Below are 26,050 nucleotides of genomic sequence, written 5' to 3' on the forward strand. Positions count from 1 at the left end.
GCTCAGCCGGTCGTGAGGACGATCCGCCCGACGAAGTCGGAGGCCTCCAGCCGGTCGTGCGCGGCCGCGGCCTGTTCGAGCGGGTATATGGCGGCGACCGCGGGGGCGGCGGCGACGGCCGAGAGGGTGAGGGCCTCGCGTAGCTGGCGGGCCACCGCCTCGGGTCCGGGCCGGCCGATGCCGCGCAGCGTCCAGCCCTTGACCATGAGTCGACCCAGGTGCAGGTGGGCGTGGCTGTCGGCGGTGACGCCGCAGGTGACCAGCCGCCCGCCGGGGGCGAGGACCTTGAGCACGTCGGACCACAGGGTGCCGCCGACCGACTCGACGACGACGTCGGCCTCGCCGCCGGGCAGGGCGGCACGCAGGGACTCGACGACGTCGGGGCGGTAGTGGTCGACGACGTCGAGGGCGCCGAGGGCGCGTACGGCGTCAGCCTTCGCTGGGGCGCTGGTGCCGACGACGCGGGCGCCCAGGTGGTGGGCGTACTGGACGGCGAAGGTGCCGACCGCGCCCGCGGCGGCGACGACGAGGACCCGGTCGCCGGGGCGTACGCCGGCGAGGTTGACGACCGCGTCGTAGGCGGTGCGTCCGGCGGTGGGTACCGCCGCGGCCCGGACGGCGTCGAGCGCGGCCGGCCGCGGGAAACAGTGCGTGGCCGGGACGACGGCGAACTCGGCGTGGGTGCCGGTGGTCAGCCCGACGACCGCGTCGCCGGGAGTGAAACCGGTGACGCCGGGACCGGTCCGCACGACGGTGCCGGCGACGTCCCGGCCGAGGATCGCCGGCCCGGTGACCGCCATCCCGTGGGTGCCGCGCCGGATGTACGTGTCGACCCGGTCCAGGCTCGCCGCCTGGACCCGCACGAGCACCTGACGGGCGCCGGGCGTCGGGGCGTCGAGCTGACCGAGACGCAGGCTGTCGGGGGAGCCGGAGTCGACGACGTAGCTGGCGAGCACGGGGTTCCTCTCAGGGCAGGGCGAGGGTGGCGGAGGCGATGACGTGGTCGCCGAGGCTGTTGGTGCCGCGGACGTCGACGGTGACGTGCGTTCCCCCGGTGGCCCCGGGCGCCGGCTCCAGGCCGGTGACGACACCGTCGAGGGTGCAGGTGTCGCCGGGGTGGTTCTGCGCGGCGAGGCGGGTGCGGAAGTCGACGACGCGGGCCTCCGGCCCGGCCCAGTCGGTGAGGTAGCAGTTGACCAGCGCGCTTGAGCCGAGGATGTTCATGTAGACGTCGCGGGCGCCCCGCTCGAGGGCCGCGTCGCGGTCGAGGTGCACGTCGTTGAAGTCGAAGGTCGCGGTCGCCAGCGCCGCGATGGACAGCTGGGTGACGGGGACCGGCCAGGGGGCGAGGCGTTGCCCCGTGCTCACCTCGGCCCCGGTGCGGGTGCTGGTGCGGCGTTCGGGCCGCGGGGCGGTGAGTACGGGCAGGACCTGGCCGTCGCGGGTGCGCCGGTGGGCCACGACGACCGGCATGCCGTCGTGCACGAGGTCGGGGCGCAGGTCAACGACGTCCGCACTGAGCCGGGTCCCGTCGGCGAGTTCGGCGGTGCCGACGAGGTAGGGGCGCTCGTCGAGGGGGGCGGCGGCGTAGCCGGGTTGCAGGTGCGCGGTCAGGGTGCCGGTGCTGCCGGCGGGCGGCAGGTCGGTCGGGGCGGCACCGACCGGGCGCACCGGCCGGGCGAGGCGGTCCCCGGGCGTCGCCGGGACCTCGGCCCGGGTCGCCGGGTTCCAGCGGAGCATCCGCAGGACGACGCGGCCGACCGGCTCGCCGTCGAGGGTGCGGTAGTCGCTGACGAGGTCGACGAAGTGGCCCCGGCCGAGGCGGGTGGACTTCTCCGGGGAGACCGCACCGATGGAGGGGAACTGCTCGAGGTGGTCGCCGGGGCGCAGCGGGCGTACGTAGGTGTGCTCCGTCTGCACGGCGGCCACCGAGGTGAAGCCGCGCTCGGCGAGGACCTCGTTGACCCGGTCGAGGCTCTCGGCGTGGCGGTGGCTGCGCCGGTTGCCCGGCAGGGTCCACATGTTCAGCGAGGTCGCCGGGGCCACGATGCCGCCCCACGCGGAGCGGGCGGCCCACCGCGGGTCCTGGTAGGCGGGGTTCTCGTCGCCGACGGCGTCGCACCAGATGCGGATGGCCGCCTCGGTGATCGCGTCCTTGGCCCGGCGCGGCGGGTCGATGAGGCCGATCAGGGCGTCGAGTCGGGCGCGGAAGTCCGCGTCGCTGGCGGTCATGGGACTCCTTTGCGGACACGTATGTCAACCAAGCGCTTGCTTGACGCTAGTGCTGGTGCGGCCCTAGGGTCAAGGGTCAGCGCCCCACCCCGTGGAGAGGGCCGAGATGATCCCGAGCACCCCCGAGACCGCCACCCGCGCCTTCTTCTCCTTCCCGCAGGTGACCGACCCCGCCCGCCATCGCGACTACAACGCGTGGCACCAGCTCGACCACCGCCCCGAGAACCTCGCCCTGCCCGGCGTCGTCCACGGCGACCGCTGGGTGCGTACCCCCGCGTGCGAGCGGCTCGGCAGCTACCCCGACCTCGCCCTCGCCGGCAGCCAGTACATGGCGATGTACTGGTTCGCCGAGCCGGCCGCGGACTCGATCGCCGAGTGGAAGGACCTCGGCGACCGGGCGATCCACCAGGGCCGGCGTCCGGAGCTGGCCTGGACCGAACGGCCGATGACCCGGATGTTCCGCCCCGTCCGGGGCTACGTGGCCCCCCGGGCCCTCGTGACCCAAGCCGCGCTGCCGTTCCGGCCGCACCGCGGGGTGCACGTCGAGGTCAGCCGGATCGAGGCCGCCCAGCATCCCGAGGTGGCCGACCTGTCCCGGTTCGAGCACGAGAACCAGGTGCCCGACCTGCTCGCGCGTGACGGCGTCGCGGGCGTGTGGACCTTCCGCAGCGCCCCGAGCCGCGGTGACACCGACGGACCGGTCACGCGGATCCGTCTCACCTACCTCGAGGCCGACCCGGTCGAGTTCACCCGGGCCCTGGCCGCGGACCCGCTGCCCGCCCCGCCCGCGGCGCTCGCCAGCGCGGCCACCCCGCTGCTCACCGGGCCCCTGGCCACCATCACTCCCTGGGAGTGGGGCTGGTTCGACGAGCCGGCCGCCGGCGCGGACAGCGTGGCAAGGGCATGAGCGAGGCCACCGGCGTGACCGGCCTGCGCGAGCGCTACGGGCCCTGGGCCCTGGTCGTCGGCGGTTCCGAGGGGGTCGGCGCCGCGTTCGCCGAGCAGCTGGCCCGGGCCGGCCTCGGCATCGTGCTCGTCGCCCGCAGGCCCGAGGCCCTGGAGGCGGCCGCCAACCGGGTCCGGGCCCACGGAGCCCCGTGCCGAGTGCTCGCACTGGACCTGCTCGACGCGGACGCGACCGCCCGGATCGTCGAGGCCGTCGCCGACCTCGACCTCGGCCTGCTCGTCCTCAACGCCGGCGCGAACACGTACCGCAGCCGCTTCGTCGAGGCGGACCTCGCCCGGGTCCAGGCCGTCATCGATCTCAACGTCACCCGCCCGCTCGAACTCTGCCGTCAACTCGGTGCCCGGCTCGCCGCACGCGGCCGTGGTGGCATCCTCGTCGTCGGCTCCTCGGCCGGCTACCTCGGCCACGCCGACATCGGCGTCTACGCCGCGGCCAAGGCCTTCGCCCGGATCTTCACCGAGGGCCTGTGGCTCGAACTCGGGCAGGTCGGCGTCGACGTGCTGCACCTCGTACTCGGACTGACGGCCACCCCCGCCATGGAGCGGGCCGGCCTCGATTTGACCGGAGCGGCCGACCCGGCCGACGTCGCCGCCCAGGGGCTGGCAGCCCTGGGCGCCGGCCCGGTACACGTCGTGCGCCAGCAGGCCGAGGTTGCCGCGCGGCGCTCCGGCCCGGACCGGGCCGCCCTTGTCGCGGGCAACTACGGCGGGATGCGCGCGATGCTCGGCGAGTCGAGCCCCGACCCGGGCTGACGGCCCGATCCGGTGGCTAGGCACCCGGGCCGTCGGGCGGCCACGGGCGGCTGACCGGGTCGGACCCGTCGCGGGCTCCTCGCAGCGAGGCCTCGGGGAGCGGCCACTGTCCGGCGAGGTCGTCGACCCGCTGCCACTCCGAGACAGTCAGACGTTCCTGCACCCGCCACTCGCCCGCGCGCCGGGTGACGAGGTCGACGTAGCGGAACCCGCTCACGATGTTGCCGTGCGGCGGCTCCGACGCGCTGCGCTGCAACGCGATGCCGTACGTCTCGGCCCGGGCCCGGTCCGGGTCGGCCGGGTCGAGCTCGACCAGGACGTTCGTCAGGTAGTGCATCGTCATGGTGCGCCGCGCCACGAGCGCGAAGACCACGTCCAGCGTCGTGTCCCGGTCGGCCACGGTTCCGCCGAGGGTGATCCGGGCGTCCGGGTGGAAGGCGCTCGCGGCGAGGTTCCGGTCCATCCGGTCGACCCCGCGCGCGTAGCGCAGCAGGGCCCGCTCGACGGCCCGCTCGGCGAGCAGCGCGTCCAGCCCGACCGAGCCGGACGGTACGGACCGGGGCTGCTCAGACACCGAAGCCCCCGTCGACGTCCAGCTTCTGCCCGGTGACGAAGTTGGCCCGGTCGCTGGCCAGGAAGCAGGCGGCCTCGGCGACGTCGAGGGCGGCACCGAACCGCCGCAGCGGGGTCGAGGACCGGGCGACGGCCAGGGCGCGTTCGTCGAGGTCCCCCGAGGAGATGAGCCGTTCGGCCATCCCGTCGGTGAGCATGCCCGGCCCGACGCAGTTGAACCGGATGCCGAAGCGGCCCTCCTCGTTGGCGAAGGCCCGTACGAGCGCCTCGACCGCCGCCTTCGGCGCGGCGGAGAGGCCGTCGCGGACGGGGTAGCGCGCCGTCGCCGCGGTCGTGATCGCCACGACGTTGCCGCGGCTCTCCCGCAGGGCCGGCAGGCAGGCCGAGACCAGCGTGAAGAAGGCGGTCGTGTCGTTGGCCACCTGCGTGGCGAACTGTCCGGGGCTCACCGTCGACAGGTGCCGCATGGGCACGTGCGGCCCGGCCGCGTGCACGATCGTGTGCAGCGGACCGCGGCTTCCGACGAGTTCGGTCACGAGCGCGACGGTGGCCCCGGCGTCGGTGAGGTCGAGCTGGTGCGCCGAGTGCGTGCCGGACGCGACGGGCGGCAGTTCGTCGAGCACCTGCCGGGCCGCCTCCGCGTTGCTGCGGTAGGTGATCGCCACCGCCGAGCCCCGGCGGGCCAGCTCGAGGGCGACGACCCGGCCGATGCCACCGCTGCCGCCGGTGACGAGCGCGACACCGGTGCGGTGGGCGAAGTCGGCGGGCACGGGCAGCGCCGCCGCGGGTGTGGTCGGAGAGGACTGGTCGGTCACGACGAACTCCTGGAAGGGGGCGGTGGGGTCAGCAGGAGGCAGGAGGGGCCGGGCGGTCATGTCGCGGACAGCAGGGGGTCGCCGCCCCCGCGGCGCAACCGCACGAGCACCGTGGCCGCCGTCGCCAGGCACGCGGCGGCGTACAGCAGGAAGGCGGTCGCGGAGCCGAACCACGTGCTCAGCCCGCCGAGCAGGAGGGCACCGAACGGCATGCCGCCCCAGCCGAGGAAGTAGAGGCTCATCGCCCGGCCGCGCTGCGCGTCGTCGACGACCCGCTGGACGACCGTCTGCAGGATCACCATGGCGCCGATGCTGAACGAGCCGCACAGCAGCGCGGCCCCCGCGAGCACGGGCACTGTCGTCGCCACCCCGAGCAGTGCGGTGCTCACGGCGAGCAGGCCGAGGGTGACCGCGGCGTGCCACACGGTGGCGACGCGCCCGGAGAGCCGGGCCACGACGAGGACCCCGAGGAACGAGCCCAGCCCGGTCAGGGCCACGAGCATGGGGAAGACCGTGTCCGGGTGGTCCGAGGTCGAGGCTGCCCGGACGGCGAGCTGGGTCGTGAAGGCGCACCCGAAGAACGCGTTGACCCCGACGATGACCAGGCAGAGCGCGGCCGGGGGCCGCTCCCGGGCGTGCCGGATGCCGGCGCGGACCTGCGCGGCCAGGCTCTCGCGGACCGCGGGGGTGGCCGGCGGGACGCGACGGGTGCGGACCGCGATCGCGGCGGCGACCGCGGCGAGGCTGAGCGCCGCGTACATCACGAACGTGCCCAGCGGTCCCCAGGGCACGAGGATCAGCCCGGCGACCGCGGGGCCGATCGAACGGGCGAGGTTGAGCCCGGCGGCCTGGATCGGGACGGCGTGGCCGAGCGCCTCGGCCGGGACGGTGTTGGCCACGAGGGCCTGGGTCACCGGGGACAGGAAGCTGATCCCGGTGCCGGCGAGGAAGGCGAGCGTGAGCAGCACGGGCAGGTCGACGATCCCGGCCGCGACCGTCGCCGCGCAGATCCCGGCCAGGGCGCTGATCGACAGGAGCACGCCGATCTGCAGCCGCCGCCGGTCGTACGCGTCGGCCAGCACCCCGGCCGGGATGGAGAAGAGCGTGAACGGCACGAGCAGGCAGAAGAAGAGCGCGCCCATCGTCGCCGGGGTGCCGTCGACCTCGGTGAGCACCGACTGGAAGGCGATGTTGCAGCCCCAGTAGCCGGCCTGGGACAGCACCAGGGTCAGGAGCACGAAGCGGAAGTCTCGGAATCGCAGGGCCGAGAACATCGTCACGTCGTTCGCCATCCTTTGTCGTTTCCGGCACCCTACCAAGCGCTTGCTTGCATCGCCAGTGCCGGATGTGGTTTTCTGGCCGCACCACGAGTGAAAGGGCGTGTCGTGAGCGGCTTCTGCGTAGGACGAACGGTGATCGTTACCGGTGCGGGACAGGGGCTGGGCCGGGTCCACGCCCTCGAGTACGCCCGGCAGGGCGCCGACGTCGTCGTCAACGACATCGAGAGCAGCCGGGAGGCGGCCCAGGCCGTCGTCGACGAGATCCGCGCAGCGGGCGGTCGCGCGGTCGTCAGCACCGGCGACGTCAGCGACTGGGCCTACGGGGAGCGCCTCGTGCGTGAGACCGTCGAGACCTTCGGCGGGCTGCACACCCTCGTCAACAACGCCGGCATCAACCGCGACCGGATGCTTGTCAACATGAGCGAGCAGGAGTGGGACTCCGTCCTGCGGGTCGACCTCAAGGGCCACTTCGTCCCGATGCGCCACGCCGCCGCCTACTGGCGCGACGAGGCCAAGGCCGGCCGCCAGGTCGCCGCGCGCGTCGTCAACACGTCCTCCGGCGCCGGGCTCATGGGCAGCGTCGGGCAGGGCAACTACGGCGCCGCCAAGGCCGGGATCGCCGCCCTGACCCGGATCGCGGCCGTCGAGTGGGCCCGCTACGGCATCGTCGTCAACGCGATCGCCCCCTCGGCCCGTACCCCGATGACCGAGGCCGTCTTCGCCGAGGCGATGGCCGCCCCCGAGACGGGCTTCGACGCGATGGACCCGGCCAACGTCTCCCCCCTCGTGGTCTGGCTCGGTTCCGACGCCGCGCAGGCCGTCACCGGAGCCGTCTTCGAGGTAGCCGGCGGCGAGGTCTCGCTCGCCGACGGCTGGCGCCACGGGCTGGCCGCCACCAGGGGCGAGCGGTGGAAGCCGGAGGAACTCACCGCCGCGATCGCCGACCTCGTCGCCCGCTCCGCGCCGCCGACCCCCGTCTACGGCGCCTGACATGGCTACGGACGCGGCGCAGGCCACCGGCGCGCCGGTGAGCGACGAGCAGTTCCGGGCCGAGATCCGCGGCTGGCTCCACGACGCCCTCACCGGGCCGTTCGCCGAGGCCGTCGGCACTGGCGGCGAGGGACGCGAGCACGAGGCGCACGAACTGCGCCGCGAGTGGGAACGCCACCTGGGCCGGGCCGGCTGGATCGGCCTCGGCTGGCCCACCGAGTACGGCGGTCGCCCCGCGACCCTGGCCCAGCAGGTCATCTACCACGAGGAGTACGCCCGTGCCGGCGCCCCCGGGCGGCTCGGGCACATGTCCGAGCAGCTACTCGGCCCGACACTGCTGGCGTTCGGCACCCCGGAGCAGAAGGCGCGGTTCCTGCCCGGCATCACCAGCGGCGAGGACATCTGGTGTCAGGGCTACTCCGAGCCCGACGCCGGCTCGGACCTCGCCGGGGTACGCACCCGCGCCGAACGCCGGGGCGACAGCTACGTCATCACCGGGCAGAAGGTGTGGACCTCGCTCGCGCACCTGGCCGACTGGTGCTTCGTGCTGTGCCGCACCGACCCCGACTCGACCCGGCACGCGGGCCTGTCCTACCTGCTCGTGCCGATGGACCAGCCCGGCGTCACGGTGCGCCCGATCACCCAGCTGACCGGCACGAGCGAGTTCAACGAGGTCTTCTTCGACGGGGCCGTCGCCGCCGTCGAGCACCGCGTCGGCGCCGAGGGCGAGGGCTGGAAGGTCGCCATGGGCACCCTGGGCTTCGAGCGCGGCGTGTCCACCCTCGGCCAGCAGATCGGCTTCCGTCGGCGTCTCGACGCCGTCATCGCCCGGGCCCACGAGAACGGCGCCTGGCAGGAGCCGGCGCTGCGCGACCGCCTCGTCGAGGCCTACATCGGGCTCGAGGTGATGCGGCACTCGGCGGTGCGGCTGCTCGCGTCCGCCGGTGCGGGGCTGTCCGGCCTGGAGGCGTCGATCTCCAAGCTGCAGTGGGCCACGTGGAACCGCTCGCTGGGCGAGCTCGCGGTCGACGTCGAGGGCGCCGGGGCGCTGCTCACCGGGCCCGGGTACGAGCTGGACGACGCCCAGACCCACTTCCTCTTCAGCCGCGCCAACACGATCTACGGCGGCTCCAACGAGATCCAGCGCAACATCATCGCCGAGCGCCTGCTCGGTCTGCCCCGATGAGGTGAGGACGATGACCGAAGCGAGCGCCGGCCCCCCGCCCGTGGCCGAGGCGTTGCCGCCCGAGGCGGCCGAGGAGGTGGCCCAGGTCCGCGCCTCCGTCGCCGAGGTGCTCGACGAGCAGGCTGACCTGCGCCGCACCCACGAGCTCATGGTCGGGGCGCAGGGCCACGACCCGCGGCTGCACGAGTTGCTCACGGCCGAGCTGGGCCTGCTCGGCCTCGTCGTGCCGGAGCACCTCGGCGGGCTCGGCCTCGACGTGTCCGCCGCGACCGCCGTCATCGAGGAGCTCGGGGCCCGGCTCGTGCCCGGCGCGCTCGCGACGAGCCTCACCGCGATCCTCGCCGCCCGCGCCCTCGGCCCGAGCGCCGAGCCCCTGCTGGCGCGCGTCGTGGCCGAACAGCTGACCCTGGCCAGTGCCCTCGCCGAGGACGGCGCGGGCTGGGACCTCGGGCAGACCGCGACCCGGGCCACCGGCACCGGGGACGAGTGGGCGCTGACCGGTACCAAGACCCTCGTCGCCGGAGTCGAAGCCGCCCGGGTCGTCCTCGTCACCGCCCGGGACGGAGACGGCGAGCTCGGCGTCCACGCCGTCGACCTGGCCGCCGACGGGGTGGACGTGCGGACGCACATGACGCTCGACCAGACCCGGCGGCTGAGCACGGTGCACCTCCGCGAGGCCGCCGCCACCCGGGTCGACGCCCCCGGCGGCGAGGGGGCCCGGGTGCTGCTCGACCACGTGCGCGCCATGCTCGCGCTGGAGTCGGCTGCCGCCGCCCGCGCCTGCCTCGACCGCACCGTCGAGTACCTCAAGGTCCGCGAGCAGTTCGGCCGCCCGATCGGGTCGTTCCAGGCCCTCAAGCACCGCTGCGCCGACCTCGCCGTGGCGGTCGCCGGAGCGCGGGCCACGGCCGACCACCTCGTCACGACACTGCGCACCGGGGCCGCCACCCGCTCGCACGACGCGGCACTGGCCAAGCTCGTGTGCACCGACACGCTGATGACCGTCGCCGCCGAGGCGATCCAGTTGCACGGCGGCATCGGGTTCACCTTCGAGCACGACGCCCACCTGTTCTTCAAGCGCGGCAAGTCGGCCCAGCTGCTGGCCGGTTCCCCGGCGGCGGTTCGCGCCGAGGTGGCAGCGCTCGCCGGTCTCTGAACCGCCCGCCGACAGCGCATGACGAAGGGGTCCGCACCGGCCGGTGCGGACCCCGCTGTCGTACGTGCCCGGCGGGCTCAGCCGAGCGGACCGGTGCCGGGCGGCTGGGCGGCCAGGTGCCGCGCCGGGATCTCACCGCCACCGGCGACGACGATCTCCGTGCCGGTGACGTAGCCGGCCAGCGGCGAGGCGAGCAGCAGGCAGGCCGCGGCGATGTCGGCCGGGGTGGCCATCCGCCGCATGGGGATCGTCCGGGCCACGCGGTCCTGTCCCGCCTCGTCGCCGTAGTAGAGGTGCGACAGTTCGGTCTGCACGAGACCCACCGTCACCTGGTTGACCCGCACGGCTGGCGCGAAGTCGAGCCCGAGGCACCGGGTCAGCATCGTCAGGCCAGCCTTGGCGGCGGCGTACGCGGCGGTGTCCGGGGCCGGGTTGGTCCCGGCGACCGAGCCGATGTTGATGATCGTCCCGTTGCCCTGCCGCTGCATGACCTCGTTGGCCTGCTGGGCGACGTAGAACGGGGCGAGCAGGTTGAGCGTGACGATCGCCGAGACGAAGCGGGGGGAGACCGTCGCGGTGTCGGCGCTCGGCGCGCCACCGGCGTTGTTGACCAGGATGTCGAGCCGGCCGAACCGGTCCACCGCCGCGGCGACGAGGGCCCTGGCCTGTTCCGGGTCGCGCACGTCCGACTGGACGAAGTCGGGCGTGCGTCCGTCGACCTCGGGTAGCCGCTCGGGCTCGTTGCGGCCGCACACGAGCACCCGCGCCCCGGCCCTGAGGAAGGCGCGGGTGATCTCGGCGCCGATGCCACGGGTGCCTCCGGTGACGATGGCGACCTGGCCGGTCAGGTCGACGCCCTCAGGCGTGGTGGGGGACTGCGGCATCAGAGCCTCTCGATGATCGTCACGTTGGCCTGGCCGCCGCCCTCGCACATCACCTGCAGGCCGTAGCGGCCGCCGGTGCGTTCGAGTTCGTGCAGCAGGGTGGTCATGAGCCGGGCGCCGGTGGCGCCGAGCGGGTGGCCCAGGGCGATCGCGCCGCCGTTGACGTTGACCCGCTCCGGGTCGGCCCCCGTCTCCCTGATCCAGGCGAGCACGACCGAGGCGAACGCCTCGTTGACCTCGAACAGGTCGATGTCCTCGATCGACAGCCCGGTGCGCCCGAGCGCGTGGGCGGTGGCCGGGATCGGGGCGGTGAGCATCCACACCGGGTCGTCGCCGCGTACCGACAGGTGGTGGATCCGGGCGCGCGGGGTCACCCCGTGCTCGGCCACGGCCCGCTCGCTCATCACGAGCAGGGCGGCCGCGCCGTCGCAGAGCTGGCTCGCCGCGGCGGCGGTGACCCGGCCGCCCGGGGTGAGCGGGTGGAGACCGGCCATCTTCTCCAGGCTCGTGTCGGCGCGCGGACAGGTGTCGGTGTCGACGTCGCCGACGGCGCGGATCTCGCGGGTGAAGCGGCCCTCGGCGATGGCCCGCAGGGCCCGCTCGTGGCTGCGCAGGGCGAAGCGCTCCATGTCCTCCCGGCTGATGTCCCACTTCCCGGCGATCATCTCGGCCGAGCGGAACTGCGAGATCTCCTCGTCGCCGTAGCGCTCGCGCCAGCCGCTGGACCCGGAGAAGGGGTTGTCGAAGCCGTACTGCTGACCGGTGAGCATCGCGGCCGAGATGGGGATGGCGCTCATGTTCTGCACGCCTCCGGCCACGACGACGTCGTTGACTCCGGCCATGACCGCCTGGGCTGCGAAGTGCACCGCCTGCTGGCTCGAGCCGCACTGCCGGTCGACGGTGACCCCGGGTACGTGCTGCGGGAGGCCGCCGGCGAGCCAGGCGGTCCGGGCGATGTCACCTGCCTGTGAGCCGATGGTGTCGACGCAGCCGAACACGACGTCCTCGACGGCGTCGGGGTCGACCCCCGAGGAACTCATGAGGCTGGTGAGCGCGGCGGCGCCCAGGTCAGCGGAGTGGATGCCCGCGAGCGCGCCACCGCGGCGCGTGACGGGAGTGCGGACGGCGTCCACGATGTATGCCTCTGCCACCGGGTTCCCTTCCTGCGGATGCCTCGCCGGTCGGTGCCGGACGTCGGATCGGTCGAGTCTGCGCGGCTCGCTGACGGTGTAGCCGCCGTTGCCACGCTAGTCTAGCAAGCGCTTGGTTGGTAGTCTGTGATCCGCGCCAGACAAGTGACCGGCTCCGCGTGAGGAGATGTGCGTGAGTGACGTGTTGACCACGATCCCCGCCCTGCTACGGCGGGCCGCGCAGGACGCCGCCGAGATCGAGGCCCTGGTCGACGGTGACGTACGGATGACCTTCGCAGAACTCGACGCGGCCGTCACCCGGTTCGCCCGGGCCGCGGTCGCGCACGGCCTCGAGCCGGGGGACCGCGTCGTCGTCTGGGCCCCGAACAGCGCCGACTGGGTCGTCAGCGCCCTCGGCGTACTGGCCGCCGGTGGCGTGCTCTGCCCCGTCAACACCCGCTTCCGGGGAGCGGAGGCGCGGTACGCCATCGCCAAGGTCCGGGCCACGATGGTCATCCTCGACGACACCTTCCTGCGCGCCAACTACCTGGCCGCGCTGCGCGGCGACGGGCCACCACCGGCCGTCGGGCGCCCCGTGCCGCTGCTGCCCTCGGTGCGTACCGTCGTCGACCTGTCCGCCACCGCCGACCGCGAGCAGGCCGGTGACGGCGTGTGGTCCCTGGCCGGCTTCACCGCGCTGGCCGACGAGGTCGACCCCGCCGTCGTCGACGGACGGATCGCCGCCCTCGACCCCGCGGGCATGGCCGACATCCTGTTCACCTCGGGCACCACCGGCTACCCCAAGGGCGCGATGGTCTCGCACGCCTCGAACCTGCGCGTCGACCTGCAGTGGGCCCGGCTCGTCGGGCTGCGGCGCGGCGACCGCTACCTCATGGTCAACCCGTTCTTCCACAGCTTCGGCTACCGGGCCGGCATCCTCGCCTGCCTGCTCATGCGCGCCACGATCATCCCGGTCGCCGTGTTCGACGTCGAGGCCGTACTGCGTCTCGTCGAGCGGGAACGCGTCACCGTCTTCCCCGGCGCGCCCACCGTCTACACCTCCCTGCTCGAGCACCCCGACTTCGGCGCGTACGACGTCAGTTCGGTGCGCCTGGCGGTCACCGGGGCCACGATCGTGCCGGTGCCGCTGCTGCACCGGATGCGCGAGGAACTCGGCTTCCGCGACGTCATCACCGCCTACGGTCTGACCGAGACCTGCGGCACCGCGACCGTGTGTCCGCCCGACGCCGACATCGAGCGGATCTCGACCAGCTGTGGACGGGCGATCCCGGGCACCGAGCTGCGGATCGCCGGTCTCGACGGACGGGCGCTGCCGGCCGGTGAGTCCGGCGAGGTCCTCGTGCGTGGCTACAACGTGATGCTGGGCTACTTCGAGGACCCGGTCGCCACCGCACAGGCCATCGACGAGGACGGCTGGCTGCACACCGGTGACGTCGGCTGGGTCGACGAGGACGGCTACCTGCGCATCACCGACCGGATCAAGGACGTCTACATGGTCGGGGGCTTCAACGTCTATCCCGCCGAGGTCGAGCGCGTGCTGTGCGAGCACCCCGCGGTCTCCGACGCCGCCGTCGTCGGGGTCCCCGACGTGCGGATGGGCGAGGTCGGCAGCGCCTTCGTGCAGACCGTTCCCGACTGGGGTGGGGACGAGTCGGTGCTCGTCGACGAGCTCGAGGCGTGGTGCCGGGACCGGCTGGCCAACTTCAAGCGCCCCCGCAGCTTCAGCGTCGTTCCGACCCTGCCCCGGACCCCGAGCGGAAAGATCCAGAAGTTCAAGCTCACCGGGGCCAGCAGACCCGACACCCCCGACCAGACCTGACACCGACGGCACCGCCGTCACGGGCACCGGCCCGAAAATCGGAGGACACCATGCAGGACGCAGTCATCGTCGCCGCGGCACGCTCGCCGATCGGCCGGGCCTTCAAGGGGTCGTTGGCCTCGATGCGGGCCGACGACCTGGCCGCCCAGACGGTCCAGGCGGCCCTGGCCCAGGTGCCGTCGCTCGACCCGACCCAGATCGACGACCTCATGCTCGGCTGCGCGCAGCCGGCCGGCGAGCAGGGCTGGGGCCTCGGGCGCGTCGTCGCCGTCGAGCTCGGGCTCGACCGGGTCCCCGGGACGACGGTGCAGCGCTACTGCGCCTCGAGCCTGCAGACGACCCGGATGGCGCTGCACGCCATCCGTGCCGGTGAGGCGGACGTGCTCGTCTCCGCCGGGGTCGAGGTCGTCTCGCACTTCGCCGCCGGCAAGTCCGACGGCATGCCGGACACGAAGAACCCGATCTTCGCCGCGGCGGGGGAGCGCACCGCCGCCCGCGCCCAGGGTGGCGCCGGCCCGTGGACCGACCCGCGCGACGCGGGCGAGCTGCCCGACGTCTACGTCGCGATGGGCGAGACCGCCGAGAACGTCGCGAGCCACCGCGGGGTGAGCCGCGCCGAGCAGGACGAGTGGGCCGCCACGAGCCAGCAGCGGGCCCAGGCCGCGATCGAGTCGGGCTTCTTCGCCACCGACATCACGCCGGTGACCCTCGCCGACGGCACCGTCGTGGCCACCGACGACGGACCCCGCGCCGGGGTGACCGTCGAGTCGCTCTCCGGCCTCAAGCCGGTCTTCCGGCCCGACGGTACGGTGACCGCGGGCAACTGCTGCCCGCTCAACGACGGCGCGGCCGCCCTCGTCGTCATGTCCGCCCGCAGGGCCGCCGAACTCGGCGTCACGCCGCTGGCCCGGATCCTGTCCACGGGCGTCTCGGCGATCTCGCCGGAGATCATGGGGCTCGGCCCGGTCGAGGCCTCGAAGCAGGCCCTCGCGCTGGCCAAGCTCTCGATGGCCGACATCGATCTCGTCGAGCTCAACGAGGCGTTCGCCGCGCAGGTCGTCCCCTCGATCTGGGACCTCAAGGCGAATCCCGAACGGGTCAACGTCCACGGTGGCGCGATCGCCCTGGGCCACCCGTTCGGCCAGACCGGAGCGCGGATGACGACGACGCTCATCAACGGGCTGCGGGCCCGCGACGGCCAGTTCGGTCTCGAGACGATGTGCACGGCCGGCGGCCAGGGCATGGCGATGGTCATCGAGCGGCTCTCCTAGCGAGGTGGGACCGGATGCGGTATTCGCCGCAGCGATCTCACGGACGTCAGGGGCAGGCGTTCGACCTACGATGTGTCCCGGCTCGGGCCGCCTGCCCGTCGAGCGCGTTCAACTCCTTGGAGGTGCCGTGAAGCTTCTGCTGACGTCCGGCGGTGTGACGAACCCAAGCATCCACTCGGCGCTCGTGCAGCTTCTCGGTAAGCCGGTCTCCGAGTGTCGGGCCCTCTGCGTTCCGACAGCGCAGTGGGGTCACCCGATGTGTGGACCGGCATCGGTGCAGGGCTTCCTGGCCGCCGACCCCGCTTCCGATTGGCGGTACCTGTCCGGCCTGGGCTGGGCTTCGCTCGGTGTCCTCGAGCTCACGGCGCTGCCCGGCATCGGCGCGGAGCGATGGATTCCATGGGTCCGGGAGACCGATGTGCTGCTGGTCGACGGTGGCGACGCGACGTACCTGTGTCACTGGATGCGAGAGTCCGGGCTGGCCGATCTGCTGCCCTCGCTGCCCGACACCGTCTGGGTGGGGGTGAGCGCGGGAAGCATGGTGATGACACCCCGGATCGGGTCGTACTTCGTCGAATGGCCGTCGGCGCCGGACGACCGAGCTTTGGGAGTCGTCGACTTCTCGATCTTCCCGCACCTGAACCTCTTCCCCACGAACACCCTGGCCGACGCCGAGCGGTGGGCGGCCGACATAGGCGTCCCTGCCTACGCCATCGACGAACAGACGGCCATCAAGGTCGTCGACGGCTCCGTCGAGGTGATTTCTGAAGGGCATTGGACAAAATTCGGGTAATTGCCACTCGGCGGCCATCCGGATCTGCCGCCGTCCGAGCGCTCACCGTCGGCCACCTCGGTCAGTCCGTGGCGAGTGTCAGGTGCGCCGTCAGTCGACCATTACGGCGAACACCGACGACACCGGCACCGGCCCGGCACACCGGGAGTCGTTCGACCGGGCGCGGCTATCGCCCATGACGAAGACGGAGCCGGCCGGCACGGTGACCGCGGCGAACCTGCGCGGCCCGCAGTAGTTCGGGTTCGGCGGCTCGTCGAGCGACGCGTCCTCAGCCACATACGGCTCGGCCAGTGGCTTGCCGTCGACCGTCACCATGCCGGAGGTATCGCAGCAGGCGATGGTTTCGCCGCCAACCGCGACGACGCGTTTGAGCAGCGGCGCCTCACCGTCACCCCAGAGACCGCCGGGGGAACGGAACAGGACGACGTCGCCGCGCCGTGCCTCGTACGTGCCGGTGACTGTTCGTGTGGTGACAACCTGGCCGGCCTTGACCGTCGGCGCCATACTGACGCCGCCCTGGGTGAACTGTTCGGTGGCTCCCGTCTCGGTGGCGTCACCGTCGCCGCAGCCGGCAACAGCCATCACGAGAAAGAGCACCATCAGTCTGCGCATCCGACGGATCCTGCCAGAAGCAGCGGTGCCGTGCGGTCCGCCGGGCGCGGTGCCCCGGCATCGCTGCCCCAAGGTCACATGCGCTGTCATGCCGCGATCCGCGTGACGGCCCAGAGGCCAGGAGCCTCGCCGGCAGTTGCCCGCCGTGCAGGATCGGGCTGCCCGGCCGGCGGCAGGATGCCCAGTTCGCCGGCCCGCCGCGGGTGACGGGACCGGCGTCCGCAGAGTCGGCACGACGCTGTCGAGCTGCCCCACGCGTGCGACCGGCCGGCGGTCACACCCCTGCCCCGCCCGTAGGGGCAGCTCGACAGCGCGACTGACCCGGCACCGCACCGCCTCGCCGCCGGCAACGACCCACCTCCCCATCGACTCTCACTGGCGGCCCGGGATGGGGTCGGAGGTGCCGGGGTGGACGGGTCCGTGGCCGGCGCGGGTCAGCGCCGACGCAGCGCCGCCGCGAGGGACGCGGCCCGGCCGGCGACGGCGGCCGACTGCTCGGCGAACGAGGCCGCGGTGCGGTCGCCACCGCTCATCGCGCCCTGCGCGACCCTGGTGTGCACGCCCTCGACGATGCACGCGGTCTTCCACCAGTTGTAGGCGACGAAGTAGTCGATCCGGGCCAGGTCGGTGCCGGTGGCGAGGCAGTACCGGGCGAGCAGCTCGTCCCGGCTCGAGAAGCCGGGCAGGACCGTGGCCGGGTCGTGCAGCGCACGGGCCTCGTCGTCGGCCTGCGCCCAGTAGACGAGCAGTTGGCCGACGTCGGCCAGGGGGTCTCCGACCGTGGTCAGCTCCCAGTCGAGCACGCCCTGCACCCGCCACCGGGAGTCGAGCATGCAGTTGTCGAGGCGGAAGTCCCCGTGCACGATCCCCGAGCGGGACTGCTCGGGAGCCGCGGCCACGAGATGCTCGTACGCGGTCTGCAGGTCGGGCAGGTCTCGGATCCTGGTCCGGCGCCAGTTCCCGTGCCAGCGCCCGAGCTGGCGGGTGAGGTAGTCGCGGCGACGGGCCAGGTCCCCGAGCCCGATGACCTCCGGCTCCAGCCCGTGCAGGGCCACGAGGGCGTCGACGATCGTGGGACCGATGAGCGCGCGGTCGGCCTCGGTGGTGAGCCGCTCGACGTCGGCGGGGCTGCGCAGGATCGTGCCGTCGAGGTGTTCGAGCACGACGAGAGGGGCGCCGGCCACCTCGCCCGTCTCCTCGACGGCGAGCACTCGCGGTGCCGGAAGGTGGCCGTGCAGCCCGCGCAGGATCCGCGCCTCGCGCAGTACGTCGTGCGCGGTGGCCGGGTGGTCCCCGAGCGGTGGGCGTCGCAGCACGACGACGTGGCCGGCCGCGTCGGTGGTCCGGTAGGTGAGGTTGGAGCGCCCCCCGGCGATGAGTTCGTGTCGCAGGTCCCCCTGCAGCTCGGGCACGGCGCGGCCGAGCCAGGCGTCGACCCCCGCCGGGAGCCCGGCGGGTCGGGGCGTGCCGCTCGGGGTCGGACCGGTCCGGGCGTGACCTGCTGCCGTCATGGGAGCGCCTCCTCCTCGCCGCGGGCGAGAATCCCGTCGAGGTACACCGAGACGAGATCGTCGGCGAAGGTCGCCAAGGAGTACGACGGGGTCGGCTTGAACCAGCGGACCGAGAGCCACAGCGAGTCACGCAGCATGCCGTGCAGCACGCGCACCGGGATGTCGCTGCGGAAGTCGCCGCTGGCGATGCCGGCTTCCAGCACCTGGATCCAGGCCCGCTGGATCGACGTGGCCGACTCGCGGATGTGCTCGTAGCCCGCGATCGTGGGCAGGTAGGTGCTCGAGTTCTGGTAGATCTCGGTCGCGTGCGGGTGGGCCTCGATGTTGGCCAGCGAGCTCGTCACGAGCTTGCGTAGCTGGGCCGCCGGGCTCTCCCCGGACGCCAGCACCTTGGCGTAGCGGTCGGTCAGGTCGGTCAGGTAGTCCGAGATGATCGCGTCGACCATCTCGTCCTTGGACTTGAAGTGGTGGTAGAGGCTGCCCGAGAGGATGCCGACCGAGTCGGCGATCTCGCGGACGGTCGTGGCGCCGATCCCCTTGGCGGCGAACAGGTGCGCGGCGTTGTCGAGGATGACCGAGCGGCGGTCCTGGGTCGTCGTCATCTGGGATGCTCCCGGTTCCTCGAGCGTTGTCGGCCAAGCGCTTGTTTATACCACTCGACACCGCCTGCGGATGGTGGAGTCGAGGATCTTCCTTGACCGGAGGGGGCGCGGCGCCTATCGTACGGCCAACCAAGCGCTCGTTAGGCTACGTGGGTCCACGCTCCGGACCCGATCCGCCGAAAGGGGCTGCCCGCATGTCCGACCCGAGGACCGGTCCGATCCCCACCGTCCTGCCCGGCCGCGAACCCGTTCGTCCACCCGTCGCCAGCCCTGACGAGGGGGACGGCCTGCTGGCCGGCCGCGTCGTCATCGTCACCGGCGCCGCCAACGGGTTGGGGGCGGCGTACGCGCGCGGCATCGCCGCGGCCGGGGCCCACGTGGTCGCCGTCGACGTCGACGAGCAGGGACTCGAGCGGCTCGGCGGGCAGCTCGCGGCGGCTGGCGGCCGCGGCTCGATCAGGGTCGCCGACGTCGCGGACTGGGCGACCGCGCACGACCTCGTGCGTGACTGCCTCGCCGAGCACGGCCAGCTCGACGGCCTCGTCAACAACGCCGGCGTCTTCGCCATGGCGCACGCCGGCACCGAGTCCGAGGCCACGGTGCGCCGGATGCTCGAGGTCAACGTGCTCGGCACTGTCGCCTGGGGCGACGCCGCGATCGCGGCGATGCGCACCCAGGGCCACGGGGTCCTGGTCAACGTCACCTCGGGCGAGCAGATGGGCCGTGCCGAGACGGCCGTGTACGGGGCGACGAAGGCCGCGATCGCCACGCTCACCTACGCGTGGGCGGCCGAGCTCGCCGAGGCCGGGATCCGCGTCAACGCGATCTCCCCGAACGCGCAGACCCGGATGGCCGAGGTGCTCGAGCAGTTCCGCGGTGCCCCGAGCGGGCAGAACGCGGGGATCGCGCCCGAGGTCAACGTGCCGCTGCTGCTCTATCTGCTCTCGGACCTCAGCGCCGAGCTCACCGGCCAGGTGCTGCGCTCCAACGGTCCCGAGCTCATGCTGACGACCCACCCGGCGCTCGCCGACCCCGTGCTGCGGCACGCGTCGTGGACCCCGGAGCGGATCGCCGAGGCCGTCACGGCGCGGCTGCGGCCGCACCTGGCGCCCCTCGGGGTACGCCGGGTGCGCATCGAATACCTCGACTGACCCGACGTCCGACACCCGAACCCGACAGGGGCCCGATGTCCGCCACGATCAACCCGCTCTGCGTCAGCGGCATGGCCGCGATGTCCTGGGCCCTGCCCGGGGAGATCGCGATGTACCGGCGTACCGGCACCGAACTCGTCGGCCTGCAGTGCGGCAAGGTGGCCGCCTTCGGCGTGCCGGCCGTCGGCGACCTGCTCGCCGAGCACGACGTACGGCTCGGCTACCTCGTGCACAGCTTCACCGCCCATCCGGACGACGAGCCGGGCTGGGCACAGCAGGTCGCGGCGCTGCAGACCGGCGTCGTCGACGCCCGTACGCTCGGGGCCGACCTCGTCTACCTCACGTCGGGCCCCTCGGCGCACCTGACGTGGGAGGAGGCGGCTGACCGGTTCGCCGAGCGGATCACCCCGGTGGTGGCCACCGCCCGTGAGCACGGGGTGCGCCTCGGCGTGGAGAACACCCTGCCGGTCAGGTGCGATCTCAGCTTCACGCACACCGCGCGGGACGCCCTCGCCCTGGCCGACCTCTGTGGCGTCGGCATCTGCCTCGACCTCTACTGCTGCTGGCAGGAGCGCGGCCTGACCGACCTGGTCCGCGAGCGGGTCGGGCAGATCGAGATCCTGCAGGTGTCCGACTTCCGGGTCGGCACCTCGACCTTCCCGAACCGGTGGGTGCCCGGGGACGCCGACCTGCCGATTGCCGGCCTGCTGGGGAGCGTGCTGCGGGCCGGCTACGCCGGCATCGTCGACGTCGAGCTGATCGGCCCGGCCATCGAGGCCGAGGGGGCCGAGTCGGCGGTGACCCGCTCGATCACGTGGTTGCGCGAGCAGATCGCGGCGGCACGTCCCTGAGCGCTCAGGGCACGTCCGCCCACCGCGGCGCGCGCCTGGCGACGAACGCGGCGGCGCCCTCGGCGGCGTCCGGCCCGGCCAGCAGTTCGAGGGTCGCGAGTCGGTTGACCGCGGCGAGGTCGCCCGCGCGGGGGTCCAGGCTGAGGTGCATGAGCCGCTTGGTCGCCAGCACCGCCGCCGGCGAGTGGGTCGCGATCCGGGCGCCGAGCGCGAGCGCGCGCGGGAGGACCTCGCCGGCGGGGACCACGGCGTTGACCAGGCCCAGCTCGTGAGCCCGGGCCGCCGGAAGCGGGTCGGTCGTCAGCCCGAGCTCGAGGGCGACGGCCACCGGCAGGCGACGGGGCAGGTCGGTGCCGCCCTCGGAGGCGGCGATGCCGCGCCCCACCTCGGGCAGCGCGAAGTAGGCGTGCTCGGCCGCGACGACGAGGTCGCAGGCGAGGGCGAGCTCGAAGCCGCCGCCGACGGCGGGCCCGTTGACCGCGGCGATGACCGGCTTGCGGTAGCCGCCGCGCAGCAGCGTCAGCGGACTGCGGGCCACGTCGACCAGGCGACCCTCGGCTGCGGCACGCAGGTCCATCCCGGCGCTGAAGGACAGCTCGCCGGTCCCGGTCAGCACGACCGCGCGTACGCCCGGGTCCGCGTCGTAGCCGAGCAGGGCGTCGGTCATCGCCAGGAGGGTGTCGGGGTCGAGGGCGTTACGCACCTGCGGCCGGTTGATCCTGATGACACCCACCGCGTCGACGCGGTCGCACACCACCGTGCCCATCGTCCCACCCTCCTGCGCGTCAGGGTCTTGACCCGATCCCGATGGCTGTTAGTCTACCAACCAAGCGCTTGCTACGTGATGGCCCGGCCGCGAATGCCCGGCACGCGACTCGCCTTTCGCACCGCTCGCCACCGCGCTCGAGCAGTGCCCCGAGACGGAACGATGAGGGACGCATGGCCGACAAGACTCTGACAGCCCGCGATGCCGTGTCGCGGCTCGAACCCGGGATGACCATCGGCATCGGGGGATGGGGCTCGCGGCGCAAGCCCATGGCCCTCGTACGCGAGATCCTGCGCTCCGACCTCAGGGACCTGACCATCGTCAGCTACGGCGGGCCGGACGTCGGCCTGCTCTGCGCCGCGGGCAAGGTCAGGAAGGTCGTCTTCGGTTTCGTCTCGCTCGACAGCATCGCCCTCGACCCGCACTTCCGCGCCGCGCGGCAGCGGGGCGCCGTCGAGGTCGCCGAGTACGACGAGGGCATGCTCCAGTGGGGGCTGTACGCCGCCGGCATCCGCCTGCCCTTCCTGCCGACCCGCGCCGGGCTCGGGTCGGACGTCCTGAAGCACAATCCGGACCTCAAGCTCGTCCAGGACCCGTACGGCACCGAGCAGCTCGTGGCCATGCCGCCGCTGCGCCTCGACGCGGCCCTCGTGCACATGAACCGCGCCGACGCGCAGGGCAACGGCCAGTTCCTCGGGCCCGATCCGTACTTCGACGACCTCTACTGCCTCGCCGCCGACCAGGCCTTCATGTCCTGCGAGCGGATCGTGCCCACGGCCGAGCTGAGCGCCGCCGGGCACTCGGCGACCATCAAGATCAACCGCCAGCTCGTCGCGGGCGTCGTGGAGACCCCGAACGGCGCGCACTTCACCTCCTGCGCCCCCGACTACGAGCGCGACGAGGCCTTCCAGCGCGAGTACGTCAAGGCCGCCGGCGACCCGCAGGCCTGGGCCAAGTTCGAGAAGCGGTACCTGTCCGGTACGGAAGATGACTACCAGGCGGCCGTCGCCGCCCGAGCCGAGGAGGTCGCATGAGCAGCACCGTCACCGAGTCCGCGGACCAGCCCACGGGCAGCGCCACCACTGCCGACGCGCCGGTGACCCGGGCCGAGTACTGCGCGGTCGCCGTGGCGGACGCGTTCGCCGGTGACGGCGAGTCCATCGCCAGCGCGTTCGGCACGATCCCGGCCATCGGCGTCCGCCTCGCGCGGCTCACCGTCGCCCCCGACCTGCTGCTCACCGACGGCGAGGCCCACTTCGTCTCCGGCACCTGGCAGATCGGCGCGGACCCGCACGCCACCGAGGGCGTCGTCGTCGAGGGCTGGAGCCCGTTCCGTACGATCTTCGACCTCGTCTGGCACGGCAAGCGGCACGTCATGATGATCCCGGTCCAGATCGACGGGCACGGCAACACCAACATCTCGGCCATCGGCGACTACGCCCAGCCCAAGGTCCAGCTGCTCGGCGTGCGCGGCGCCCCCGGCAACAGCGTCTACCACCCGACCAGCTACTGGGTGCCCAACCATTCGACGCGCACCTTCGTCCCGACCGTCGACATGGTCTCCGGCGTCGGCACCGACAGCGCCCGCGCCGCCGGCCCGGCCGCGAGCGCGTACCACGATCTGCGCCGGGTCGTCACCAACCTCGCGGTCCTCGACTTCGGCGGCCCCGACGGCGCGCTGCGCCTGCTCAGCCTGCACCCCGGCGTCACGCTCGAGGAGGTCCGTGCGGCCACCGGCTGTGACCTGCACGTCGAGGGCGAGGTCCCGGCCACCCGCGAGCCGAGCGCCGAGGAGCTGCGCCTCATCCGGGAGGTCATCGACCCCCGCTCGCTGCGCGACCGCGAGATCCCGGCATGAGCGGGGCCGAGGGACCGCACCCGAGGCTGCGTACCCGGGCGACCGACCTGTTCGGGGTGCGGTATCCGATCGTCCAGACCGGCATGGGCTACGTCTCCGACGTGCGCCTGACCACCGCGACGGCCAACGCCGGCGGGCTGGGCATCCTCGCGGCCGGCCTGCTGTCCTACGACGAGCTCGTCGTGGCCATCGAACAGATCCAGGCTGGCACGGACGCGCCGTTCGGCGTCAACATCCGCGCCGACCAGCCCGACGTCGTCAAGCGCATCGACCTGCTCATCTCGGCCGGCGTCAAGGTCGCCTCCTTCGCGCTGGCCCCCAAGCGGGAACTCCTCGCCAGGTGCAAGGACGCCGGCCTCGTCGTCGTCCCGTCGATCGGCGCGCGCCGCCACGCCGAGAAGGTCGCCGCGTGGGGCGCCGACGCCGTCATCGTGCAGGGCGGTGAGGGTGGCGGCCACACCGGCGGGGTGCCCACCAGCCTGCTGCTGCCCCAGGTCGTGGACGCCGTCGACATCCCGGTCATCGGCGCCGGTGGCTTCTTCGACGGCCGCGGCCTCGTCGCCGCGCTCGCCTACGGTGCCGAGGGCATCGCCATGGGCACCCGCTTCCTGCTCACCAGCGACTCGCCGGTCCAGCCTTCGGTCAAGGACGTCTACCTGGCCAAGACGGTCAACGACACCGTCCTGACCCTGCAGGTCGACGGCGTGCCGCAGCGCGTGTTGCGCGCCGGAACGGTCGAGAGGCTGGAGCGCACCTCCGCCTCCGGCCGGCTGCTGCGGGCCGTGCGCAACGCCGTCGCCTTCCAGAAGCTGTCCGGCACGCCGTGGGGCGACATGGTCCGCGAGGGCCTGGCCATGCGCAAGGCTCACGACCTGACGTGGAGCCAGGTCGTCATGGCGGCCAACGCTCCGATGCTCTACCGGTCGGCCCTGCTCGAGGGCCGGACCGACGTCGGCGTCATGGCCACCGGCCAGGTCGTCGGACTCATCGACGACGTCCCGAGCGTCGCCGAGCTCATCGACCGCATCATCGACGAGGCCACCCGGACCCTCGACCGACTGGGCGTTCCCGCGCCGGTCGCGTCGGCCCCGGCCGCGCCCGAGGAGGACTAGTCATGGGAGCACTGCACGGACGGGTCGTCGTCGTCACCGGCGCCGGCCGTGGCCTTGGCCGTGAGCACGCGCTGCTCGCCGCCGCCGAAGGTGCCTCGGTCGTCGTCGCCGACACCGGCGCCGCCGCCGACGGCACCGGCAGCGACCCCTCGGTCGTCGAGGCCGTCGCCGCCGAGATCACGACCGCCGGCGGGCAGGCCGTGGCCAGCACCGCGGACGTCGCCACCACCGAGGGCGCCCGCGAGCTGCTCGCGCTCGCCCGCGACACCTACGGACGCGTCGACGGCCTCGTCAACAACGCCGGCATCCTGCGGGACCGGATGTTCGTGAACATGAGCGAGGACGACTGGGACGCGGTGATCCGTGGCCAGCTGCGCGCGACGTTCGCGCCGTGCCGGGTGTTCGCCGACCACTGGCGCACCGAGTCGAAGGCCGGCAACCAGCCGGTCGCCTCGATCGTCAACGTCTCCTCGACCTCAGGCCTCATCGGCGCCGTCGGGCAGACGAACTACGGCGCGGGCAAGGCCGGCATCGCCGCCCTCACCGTCATCCTCGCCCAGGAGATCGGCCGCTACGGCGTACGCGTCAACGCGGTCGTCCCGGTCGCGCGCACCCGGATGACCCAGGACCTGCCCGGCATCGGCGAGATCGTCGCCGCCCCGGCCGACCCCGCCGCGTTCGACGTCTACCACCCGGGCAACGTCTCCCCGCTCGTCGCCTGGCTGCTCACCGCCGGCGCGCCGGTGACCGGCGAGGTGTACTACGCCAAGGGTGGCGAGATCCGGCGCTTCGCGCCGTGGAGCTACGACTGGACCCTCGACAAGGGCGCCCGCTGGAGCGTCGAGGAGATCGCGAAGGAGATGGCCACCCGTGTCTGACACCGCCCACACCAGCGCCGCCGACTGGGCCGGCCCCGCCCACGGGCTGCTCTCCGGGCGCTCGGTGCTCGTCACCGCCGCGGCCGGCACCGGCATCGGCTTCGCGACGGCGCGCCGCGCCGCCGAGGAAGGCGCGCGTGTCGCCGTCAGCGACCGTCATGAGCGCCGCCTCGCCGAGTCGGTCGACGAGCTCGAACGCCTCACCGGGACCCGGCCGCTCGGGGTGCCCTGCGACGTCACCGACCAGGCTCAGCTCGACCACCTCATGGACACCGTCGCCGCCGAACTCGGCGGCATCGACGTGCTCGTCAACAACGCCGGCCTCGGCGGCACCGCGGCCGTGCAAAACATGACCGACGACCAGTGGGACGCCGTCCTGTCGGTGACCCTGACCTCGACGTTCAAGGCGACCCGGTCGGTGCTGCGGCACATGATCCCGGCCGGTAAGGGGGTCATCGTCAACAACGCCTCCGTCATCGGCTGGCGCGCGCAGAAGGGGCAGGCGCACTACGCCGCGGCCAAGGCCGGCGTCATGGCGCTGACCCGGTGTTCGGCTCTCGACGTCGCCGAGCACGGCATCCGGGTCAACGCGGTGTCCCCGAGCATCGCGGTGCACGCCCACCTGGCCAAGGTGACAAGCGACGAGCTGCTCGCCCAGCTCTCGGCCCAGGAGGCCTTCGGCCGGGCCGCGACGCCGTGGGAGATCGCCAACGTCATCGTCTTCCTCGCCAGCGACTACTCGTCGTACATGACCGGCGAGGTCGTGTCCGTGTCGAGCCAGCACCCGTGACCACCCGGTGCAGGCCGGCGACCCCCGCGCCGGCGCGCACCGACGAACGA

The 26,050-nt window shown here is 73.2% G+C and carries 26 protein-coding genes; 15 read left to right on the forward strand and 11 right to left on the reverse strand.

Features of this window, described 5'->3' with window-relative positions; translation table 11 throughout:
• Nucleotides 1-2: 2 nt before the first annotated feature.
• Nucleotides 3-956, reverse strand: a complete 954-nt coding sequence (locus ABZ809_RS08360) for a zinc-binding dehydrogenase (protein WP_357561781.1) — start codon at nt 954-956, stop codon at nt 3-5.
• Between the two features lie 10 nt (nt 957-966).
• Nucleotides 967-2,232, reverse strand: coding sequence for a MaoC family dehydratase N-terminal domain-containing protein (locus tag ABZ809_RS08365; RefSeq protein WP_357561782.1), 1,266 nt, complete (start codon nt 2,230-2,232; stop codon nt 967-969).
• A 106-nt stretch (nt 2,233-2,338) separates the two neighbouring features.
• On the opposite strand from ABZ809_RS08365, the gene ABZ809_RS08370 reads away from it, so the two are divergent.
• Complete coding sequence (locus tag ABZ809_RS08370; protein ID WP_357561783.1) at nt 2,339-3,139, forward strand: hypothetical protein; 801 nt, start codon at nt 2,339-2,341, stop codon at nt 3,137-3,139.
• Nucleotides 3,136-3,951 carry an SDR family NAD(P)-dependent oxidoreductase gene (locus ABZ809_RS08375; RefSeq protein WP_357561784.1) on the forward strand — a complete coding sequence of 272 codons (816 nt, stop codon included), beginning with the start codon at nt 3,136-3,138 and terminating at the stop codon, nt 3,949-3,951. Before ABZ809_RS08370 ends, ABZ809_RS08375 begins: the two co-directional genes overlap by 4 nt.
• A gap of 16 nt (nt 3,952-3,967) precedes the next feature.
• On the opposite strand, the gene ABZ809_RS08380 is transcribed toward ABZ809_RS08375, so the two are convergent.
• From ABZ809_RS08380 to ABZ809_RS08390, 3 genes are read right to left on the reverse strand one after another with little or no spacing between them, the layout of a single operon-like run.
• Nucleotides 3,968-4,525: a nuclear transport factor 2 family protein gene (locus ABZ809_RS08380; protein ID WP_357561785.1), complete on the reverse strand. Its 558-nt coding sequence runs from the start codon at nt 4,523-4,525 to the stop codon at nt 3,968-3,970.
• Nucleotides 4,518-5,339, reverse strand: a complete 822-nt coding sequence (locus ABZ809_RS08385) for an SDR family oxidoreductase (protein ID WP_357561786.1) — start codon at nt 5,337-5,339, stop codon at nt 4,518-4,520. The genes ABZ809_RS08380 and ABZ809_RS08385 overlap by 8 nt, the downstream gene beginning before the upstream one ends.
• A 56-nt stretch (nt 5,340-5,395) precedes the next feature.
• Nucleotides 5,396-6,631, reverse strand: coding sequence for an MFS transporter (locus tag ABZ809_RS08390; RefSeq protein ID WP_357561787.1), 1,236 nt, complete (start codon nt 6,629-6,631; stop codon nt 5,396-5,398).
• A gap of 93 nt (nt 6,632-6,724) precedes the next feature.
• Between ABZ809_RS08390 and ABZ809_RS08395 the strand changes: the two genes are divergently transcribed.
• The 3 genes from ABZ809_RS08395 to ABZ809_RS08405 are packed head-to-tail and all read left to right on the forward strand — an operon-like array spanning nt 6,725 to nt 9,951.
• Nucleotides 6,725-7,609, forward strand: a complete 885-nt coding sequence (locus ABZ809_RS08395) for an SDR family oxidoreductase (protein ID WP_357561788.1) — start codon at nt 6,725-6,727, stop codon at nt 7,607-7,609.
• Between the two features lie 37 nt (nt 7,610-7,646).
• Complete coding sequence (locus tag ABZ809_RS08400; protein WP_357561826.1) at nt 7,647-8,795, forward strand: acyl-CoA dehydrogenase family protein; 1,149 nt, start codon at nt 7,647-7,649, stop codon at nt 8,793-8,795.
• 10 nt (nt 8,796-8,805) lie between these two features.
• The gene (locus ABZ809_RS08405; protein WP_357561789.1) at nt 8,806-9,951 is read left to right on the forward strand and encodes an acyl-CoA dehydrogenase family protein; all 1,146 of its coding nucleotides are present in this window, start codon (nt 8,806-8,808) and stop codon (nt 9,949-9,951) included.
• A gap of 77 nt (nt 9,952-10,028) precedes the next feature.
• Here ABZ809_RS08405 and ABZ809_RS08410 read toward each other — a convergent pair whose 3' ends face one another.
• Nucleotides 10,029-10,835, reverse strand: a complete 807-nt coding sequence (locus ABZ809_RS08410; protein WP_357561790.1) for an SDR family oxidoreductase — start codon at nt 10,833-10,835, stop codon at nt 10,029-10,031.
• On the reverse strand, nt 10,835-11,986 hold the full coding sequence (locus ABZ809_RS08415; protein ID WP_357561791.1) for an acetyl-CoA C-acetyltransferase: 1,152 nt from the start codon (nt 11,984-11,986) through the stop codon (nt 10,835-10,837). Before ABZ809_RS08415 ends, ABZ809_RS08410 begins: the two co-directional genes overlap by 1 nt.
• 181 nt (nt 11,987-12,167) lie before the next feature.
• Between ABZ809_RS08415 and ABZ809_RS08420 the strand changes: the two genes are divergently transcribed.
• The 3 genes from ABZ809_RS08420 (at nt 12,168) to ABZ809_RS08430 (ending at nt 15,869) form a co-directional block, all read left to right on the forward strand.
• Nucleotides 12,168-13,805, forward strand: coding sequence for an AMP-binding protein (locus ABZ809_RS08420; protein ID WP_357561827.1), 1,638 nt, complete (start codon nt 12,168-12,170; stop codon nt 13,803-13,805).
• Nucleotides 13,806-13,855: 50 nt separating this feature from the next.
• Entirely contained in the window at nt 13,856-15,076 is a 1,221-nt protein-coding gene (locus ABZ809_RS08425; RefSeq protein ID WP_357561792.1) for an acetyl-CoA C-acetyltransferase, read from the forward strand.
• A gap of 127 nt (nt 15,077-15,203) precedes the next feature.
• Nucleotides 15,204-15,869, forward strand: coding sequence for a Type 1 glutamine amidotransferase-like domain-containing protein (locus ABZ809_RS08430; protein ID WP_357561793.1), 666 nt, complete (start codon nt 15,204-15,206; stop codon nt 15,867-15,869).
• Between the two features lie 90 nt (nt 15,870-15,959).
• Here the strand turns inward: ABZ809_RS08430 and lepB are convergent, their stop codons facing one another.
• The 3 genes from lepB to ABZ809_RS08445 form a co-directional block, all read right to left on the reverse strand.
• Entirely contained in the window at nt 15,960-16,481 is a 522-nt protein-coding gene (lepB, locus tag ABZ809_RS08435) for a signal peptidase I (protein WP_357561794.1), read from the reverse strand.
• 434 nt (nt 16,482-16,915) lie between these two features.
• Entirely contained in the window at nt 16,916-17,992 is a 1,077-nt protein-coding gene (locus tag ABZ809_RS08440; protein ID WP_357561795.1) for a phosphotransferase family protein, read from the reverse strand.
• Nucleotides 17,989-18,594 (reverse strand): TetR/AcrR family transcriptional regulator, encoded by a 606-nt coding sequence (locus ABZ809_RS08445; RefSeq protein ID WP_357561796.1) that lies wholly within the window; start codon nt 18,592-18,594, stop codon nt 17,989-17,991. Before ABZ809_RS08445 ends, ABZ809_RS08440 begins: the two co-directional genes overlap by 4 nt.
• 194 nt (nt 18,595-18,788) lie before the next feature.
• On the opposite strand from ABZ809_RS08445, the gene ABZ809_RS08450 reads away from it, so the two are divergent.
• Entirely contained in the window at nt 18,789-19,745 is a 957-nt protein-coding gene (locus ABZ809_RS08450; protein ID WP_357561797.1) for an SDR family oxidoreductase, read from the forward strand.
• 35 nt (nt 19,746-19,780) lie between these two features.
• Nucleotides 19,781-20,596, forward strand: coding sequence for a sugar phosphate isomerase/epimerase family protein (locus ABZ809_RS08455; RefSeq protein WP_357561798.1), 816 nt, complete (start codon nt 19,781-19,783; stop codon nt 20,594-20,596).
• A 4-nt stretch (nt 20,597-20,600) separates the two neighbouring features.
• On the opposite strand, the gene ABZ809_RS08460 is transcribed toward ABZ809_RS08455, so the two are convergent.
• Nucleotides 20,601-21,362 (reverse strand): enoyl-CoA hydratase-related protein, encoded by a 762-nt coding sequence (locus ABZ809_RS08460; RefSeq protein ID WP_357561799.1) that lies wholly within the window; start codon nt 21,360-21,362, stop codon nt 20,601-20,603.
• Nucleotides 21,363-21,535: 173 nt separating this feature from the next.
• Here ABZ809_RS08460 and ABZ809_RS08465 point away from each other — a divergent pair, with 173 nt between their 5' ends.
• The 5 genes from ABZ809_RS08465 to ABZ809_RS08485 are packed head-to-tail and all read left to right on the forward strand — an operon-like array spanning nt 21,536 to nt 26,000.
• Nucleotides 21,536-22,396: a CoA-transferase gene (locus tag ABZ809_RS08465; RefSeq protein WP_357561800.1), complete on the forward strand. Its 861-nt coding sequence runs from the start codon at nt 21,536-21,538 to the stop codon at nt 22,394-22,396.
• Entirely contained in the window at nt 22,393-23,220 is an 828-nt protein-coding gene (locus tag ABZ809_RS08470; protein ID WP_357561801.1) for a CoA-transferase, read from the forward strand. The genes ABZ809_RS08465 and ABZ809_RS08470 overlap by 4 nt, the downstream gene beginning before the upstream one ends.
• A complete protein-coding gene (locus ABZ809_RS08475; RefSeq protein WP_357561802.1) occupies nt 23,217-24,332 on the forward strand; it encodes a nitronate monooxygenase in 1,116 nt (371 codons plus the stop codon). The genes ABZ809_RS08470 and ABZ809_RS08475 overlap by 4 nt, the downstream gene beginning before the upstream one ends.
• Before the next feature lie 2 nt (nt 24,333-24,334).
• Complete coding sequence (locus ABZ809_RS08480) at nt 24,335-25,210, forward strand: SDR family NAD(P)-dependent oxidoreductase (RefSeq protein WP_357561803.1); 876 nt, start codon at nt 24,335-24,337, stop codon at nt 25,208-25,210.
• Nucleotides 25,203-26,000, forward strand: a complete 798-nt coding sequence (locus ABZ809_RS08485; RefSeq protein ID WP_357561804.1) for an SDR family oxidoreductase — start codon at nt 25,203-25,205, stop codon at nt 25,998-26,000. Before ABZ809_RS08480 ends, ABZ809_RS08485 begins: the two co-directional genes overlap by 8 nt.
• Nucleotides 26,001-26,050 lie beyond the last annotated feature (50 nt).

The organism is Micromonospora sp. NPDC047074 (genome assembly GCF_040643815.1).
Lineage (GTDB): Bacteria > Actinomycetota > Actinomycetes > Mycobacteriales > Micromonosporaceae > Micromonospora.

Bases quoted from the DNA above. Each gene is read 5' to 3' on its own strand.
- ABZ809_RS08390 (WP_357561787.1), bottom strand. From the start codon at position 6,631: ATGGCGAACGACGTGACGATGTTCTCGGCCCTGCGATTCCGAGACTTC.
- ABZ809_RS08480 (WP_357561803.1), top strand. From the start codon at position 24,335: ATGGGAGCACTGCACGGACGGGTCGTCGTCGTCACCGGCGCCGGCCGT.
- ABZ809_RS08405 (WP_357561789.1), top strand. From the start codon at position 8,806: ATGACCGAAGCGAGCGCCGGCCCCCCGCCCGTGGCCGAGGCGTTGCCG.
- lepB (WP_357561794.1), bottom strand. From the start codon at position 16,481: ATGCGCAGACTGATGGTGCTCTTTCTCGTGATGGCTGTTGCCGGCTGC.
- ABZ809_RS08370 (WP_357561783.1), top strand. From the start codon at position 2,339: ATGATCCCGAGCACCCCCGAGACCGCCACCCGCGCCTTCTTCTCCTTC.
- ABZ809_RS08365 (WP_357561782.1), bottom strand. From the start codon at position 2,232: ATGACCGCCAGCGACGCGGACTTCCGCGCCCGACTCGACGCCCTGATC.
- ABZ809_RS08470 (WP_357561801.1), top strand. From the start codon at position 22,393: ATGAGCAGCACCGTCACCGAGTCCGCGGACCAGCCCACGGGCAGCGCC.
- ABZ809_RS08425 (WP_357561792.1), top strand. From the start codon at position 13,856: ATGCAGGACGCAGTCATCGTCGCCGCGGCACGCTCGCCGATCGGCCGG.
- ABZ809_RS08440 (WP_357561795.1), bottom strand. From the start codon at position 17,992: ATGACGGCAGCAGGTCACGCCCGGACCGGTCCGACCCCGAGCGGCACG.
- ABZ809_RS08375 (WP_357561784.1), top strand. From the start codon at position 3,136: ATGAGCGAGGCCACCGGCGTGACCGGCCTGCGCGAGCGCTACGGGCCC.
- ABZ809_RS08455 (WP_357561798.1), top strand. From the start codon at position 19,781: ATGTCCGCCACGATCAACCCGCTCTGCGTCAGCGGCATGGCCGCGATG.
- ABZ809_RS08475 (WP_357561802.1), top strand. From the start codon at position 23,217: ATGAGCGGGGCCGAGGGACCGCACCCGAGGCTGCGTACCCGGGCGACC.
- ABZ809_RS08465 (WP_357561800.1), top strand. From the start codon at position 21,536: ATGGCCGACAAGACTCTGACAGCCCGCGATGCCGTGTCGCGGCTCGAA.
- ABZ809_RS08450 (WP_357561797.1), top strand. From the start codon at position 18,789: ATGTCCGACCCGAGGACCGGTCCGATCCCCACCGTCCTGCCCGGCCGC.
- ABZ809_RS08410 (WP_357561790.1), bottom strand. From the start codon at position 10,835: ATGCCGCAGTCCCCCACCACGCCTGAGGGCGTCGACCTGACCGGCCAG.
- ABZ809_RS08460 (WP_357561799.1), bottom strand. From the start codon at position 21,362: ATGGGCACGGTGGTGTGCGACCGCGTCGACGCGGTGGGTGTCATCAGG.
- ABZ809_RS08445 (WP_357561796.1), bottom strand. From the start codon at position 18,594: ATGACGACGACCCAGGACCGCCGCTCGGTCATCCTCGACAACGCCGCG.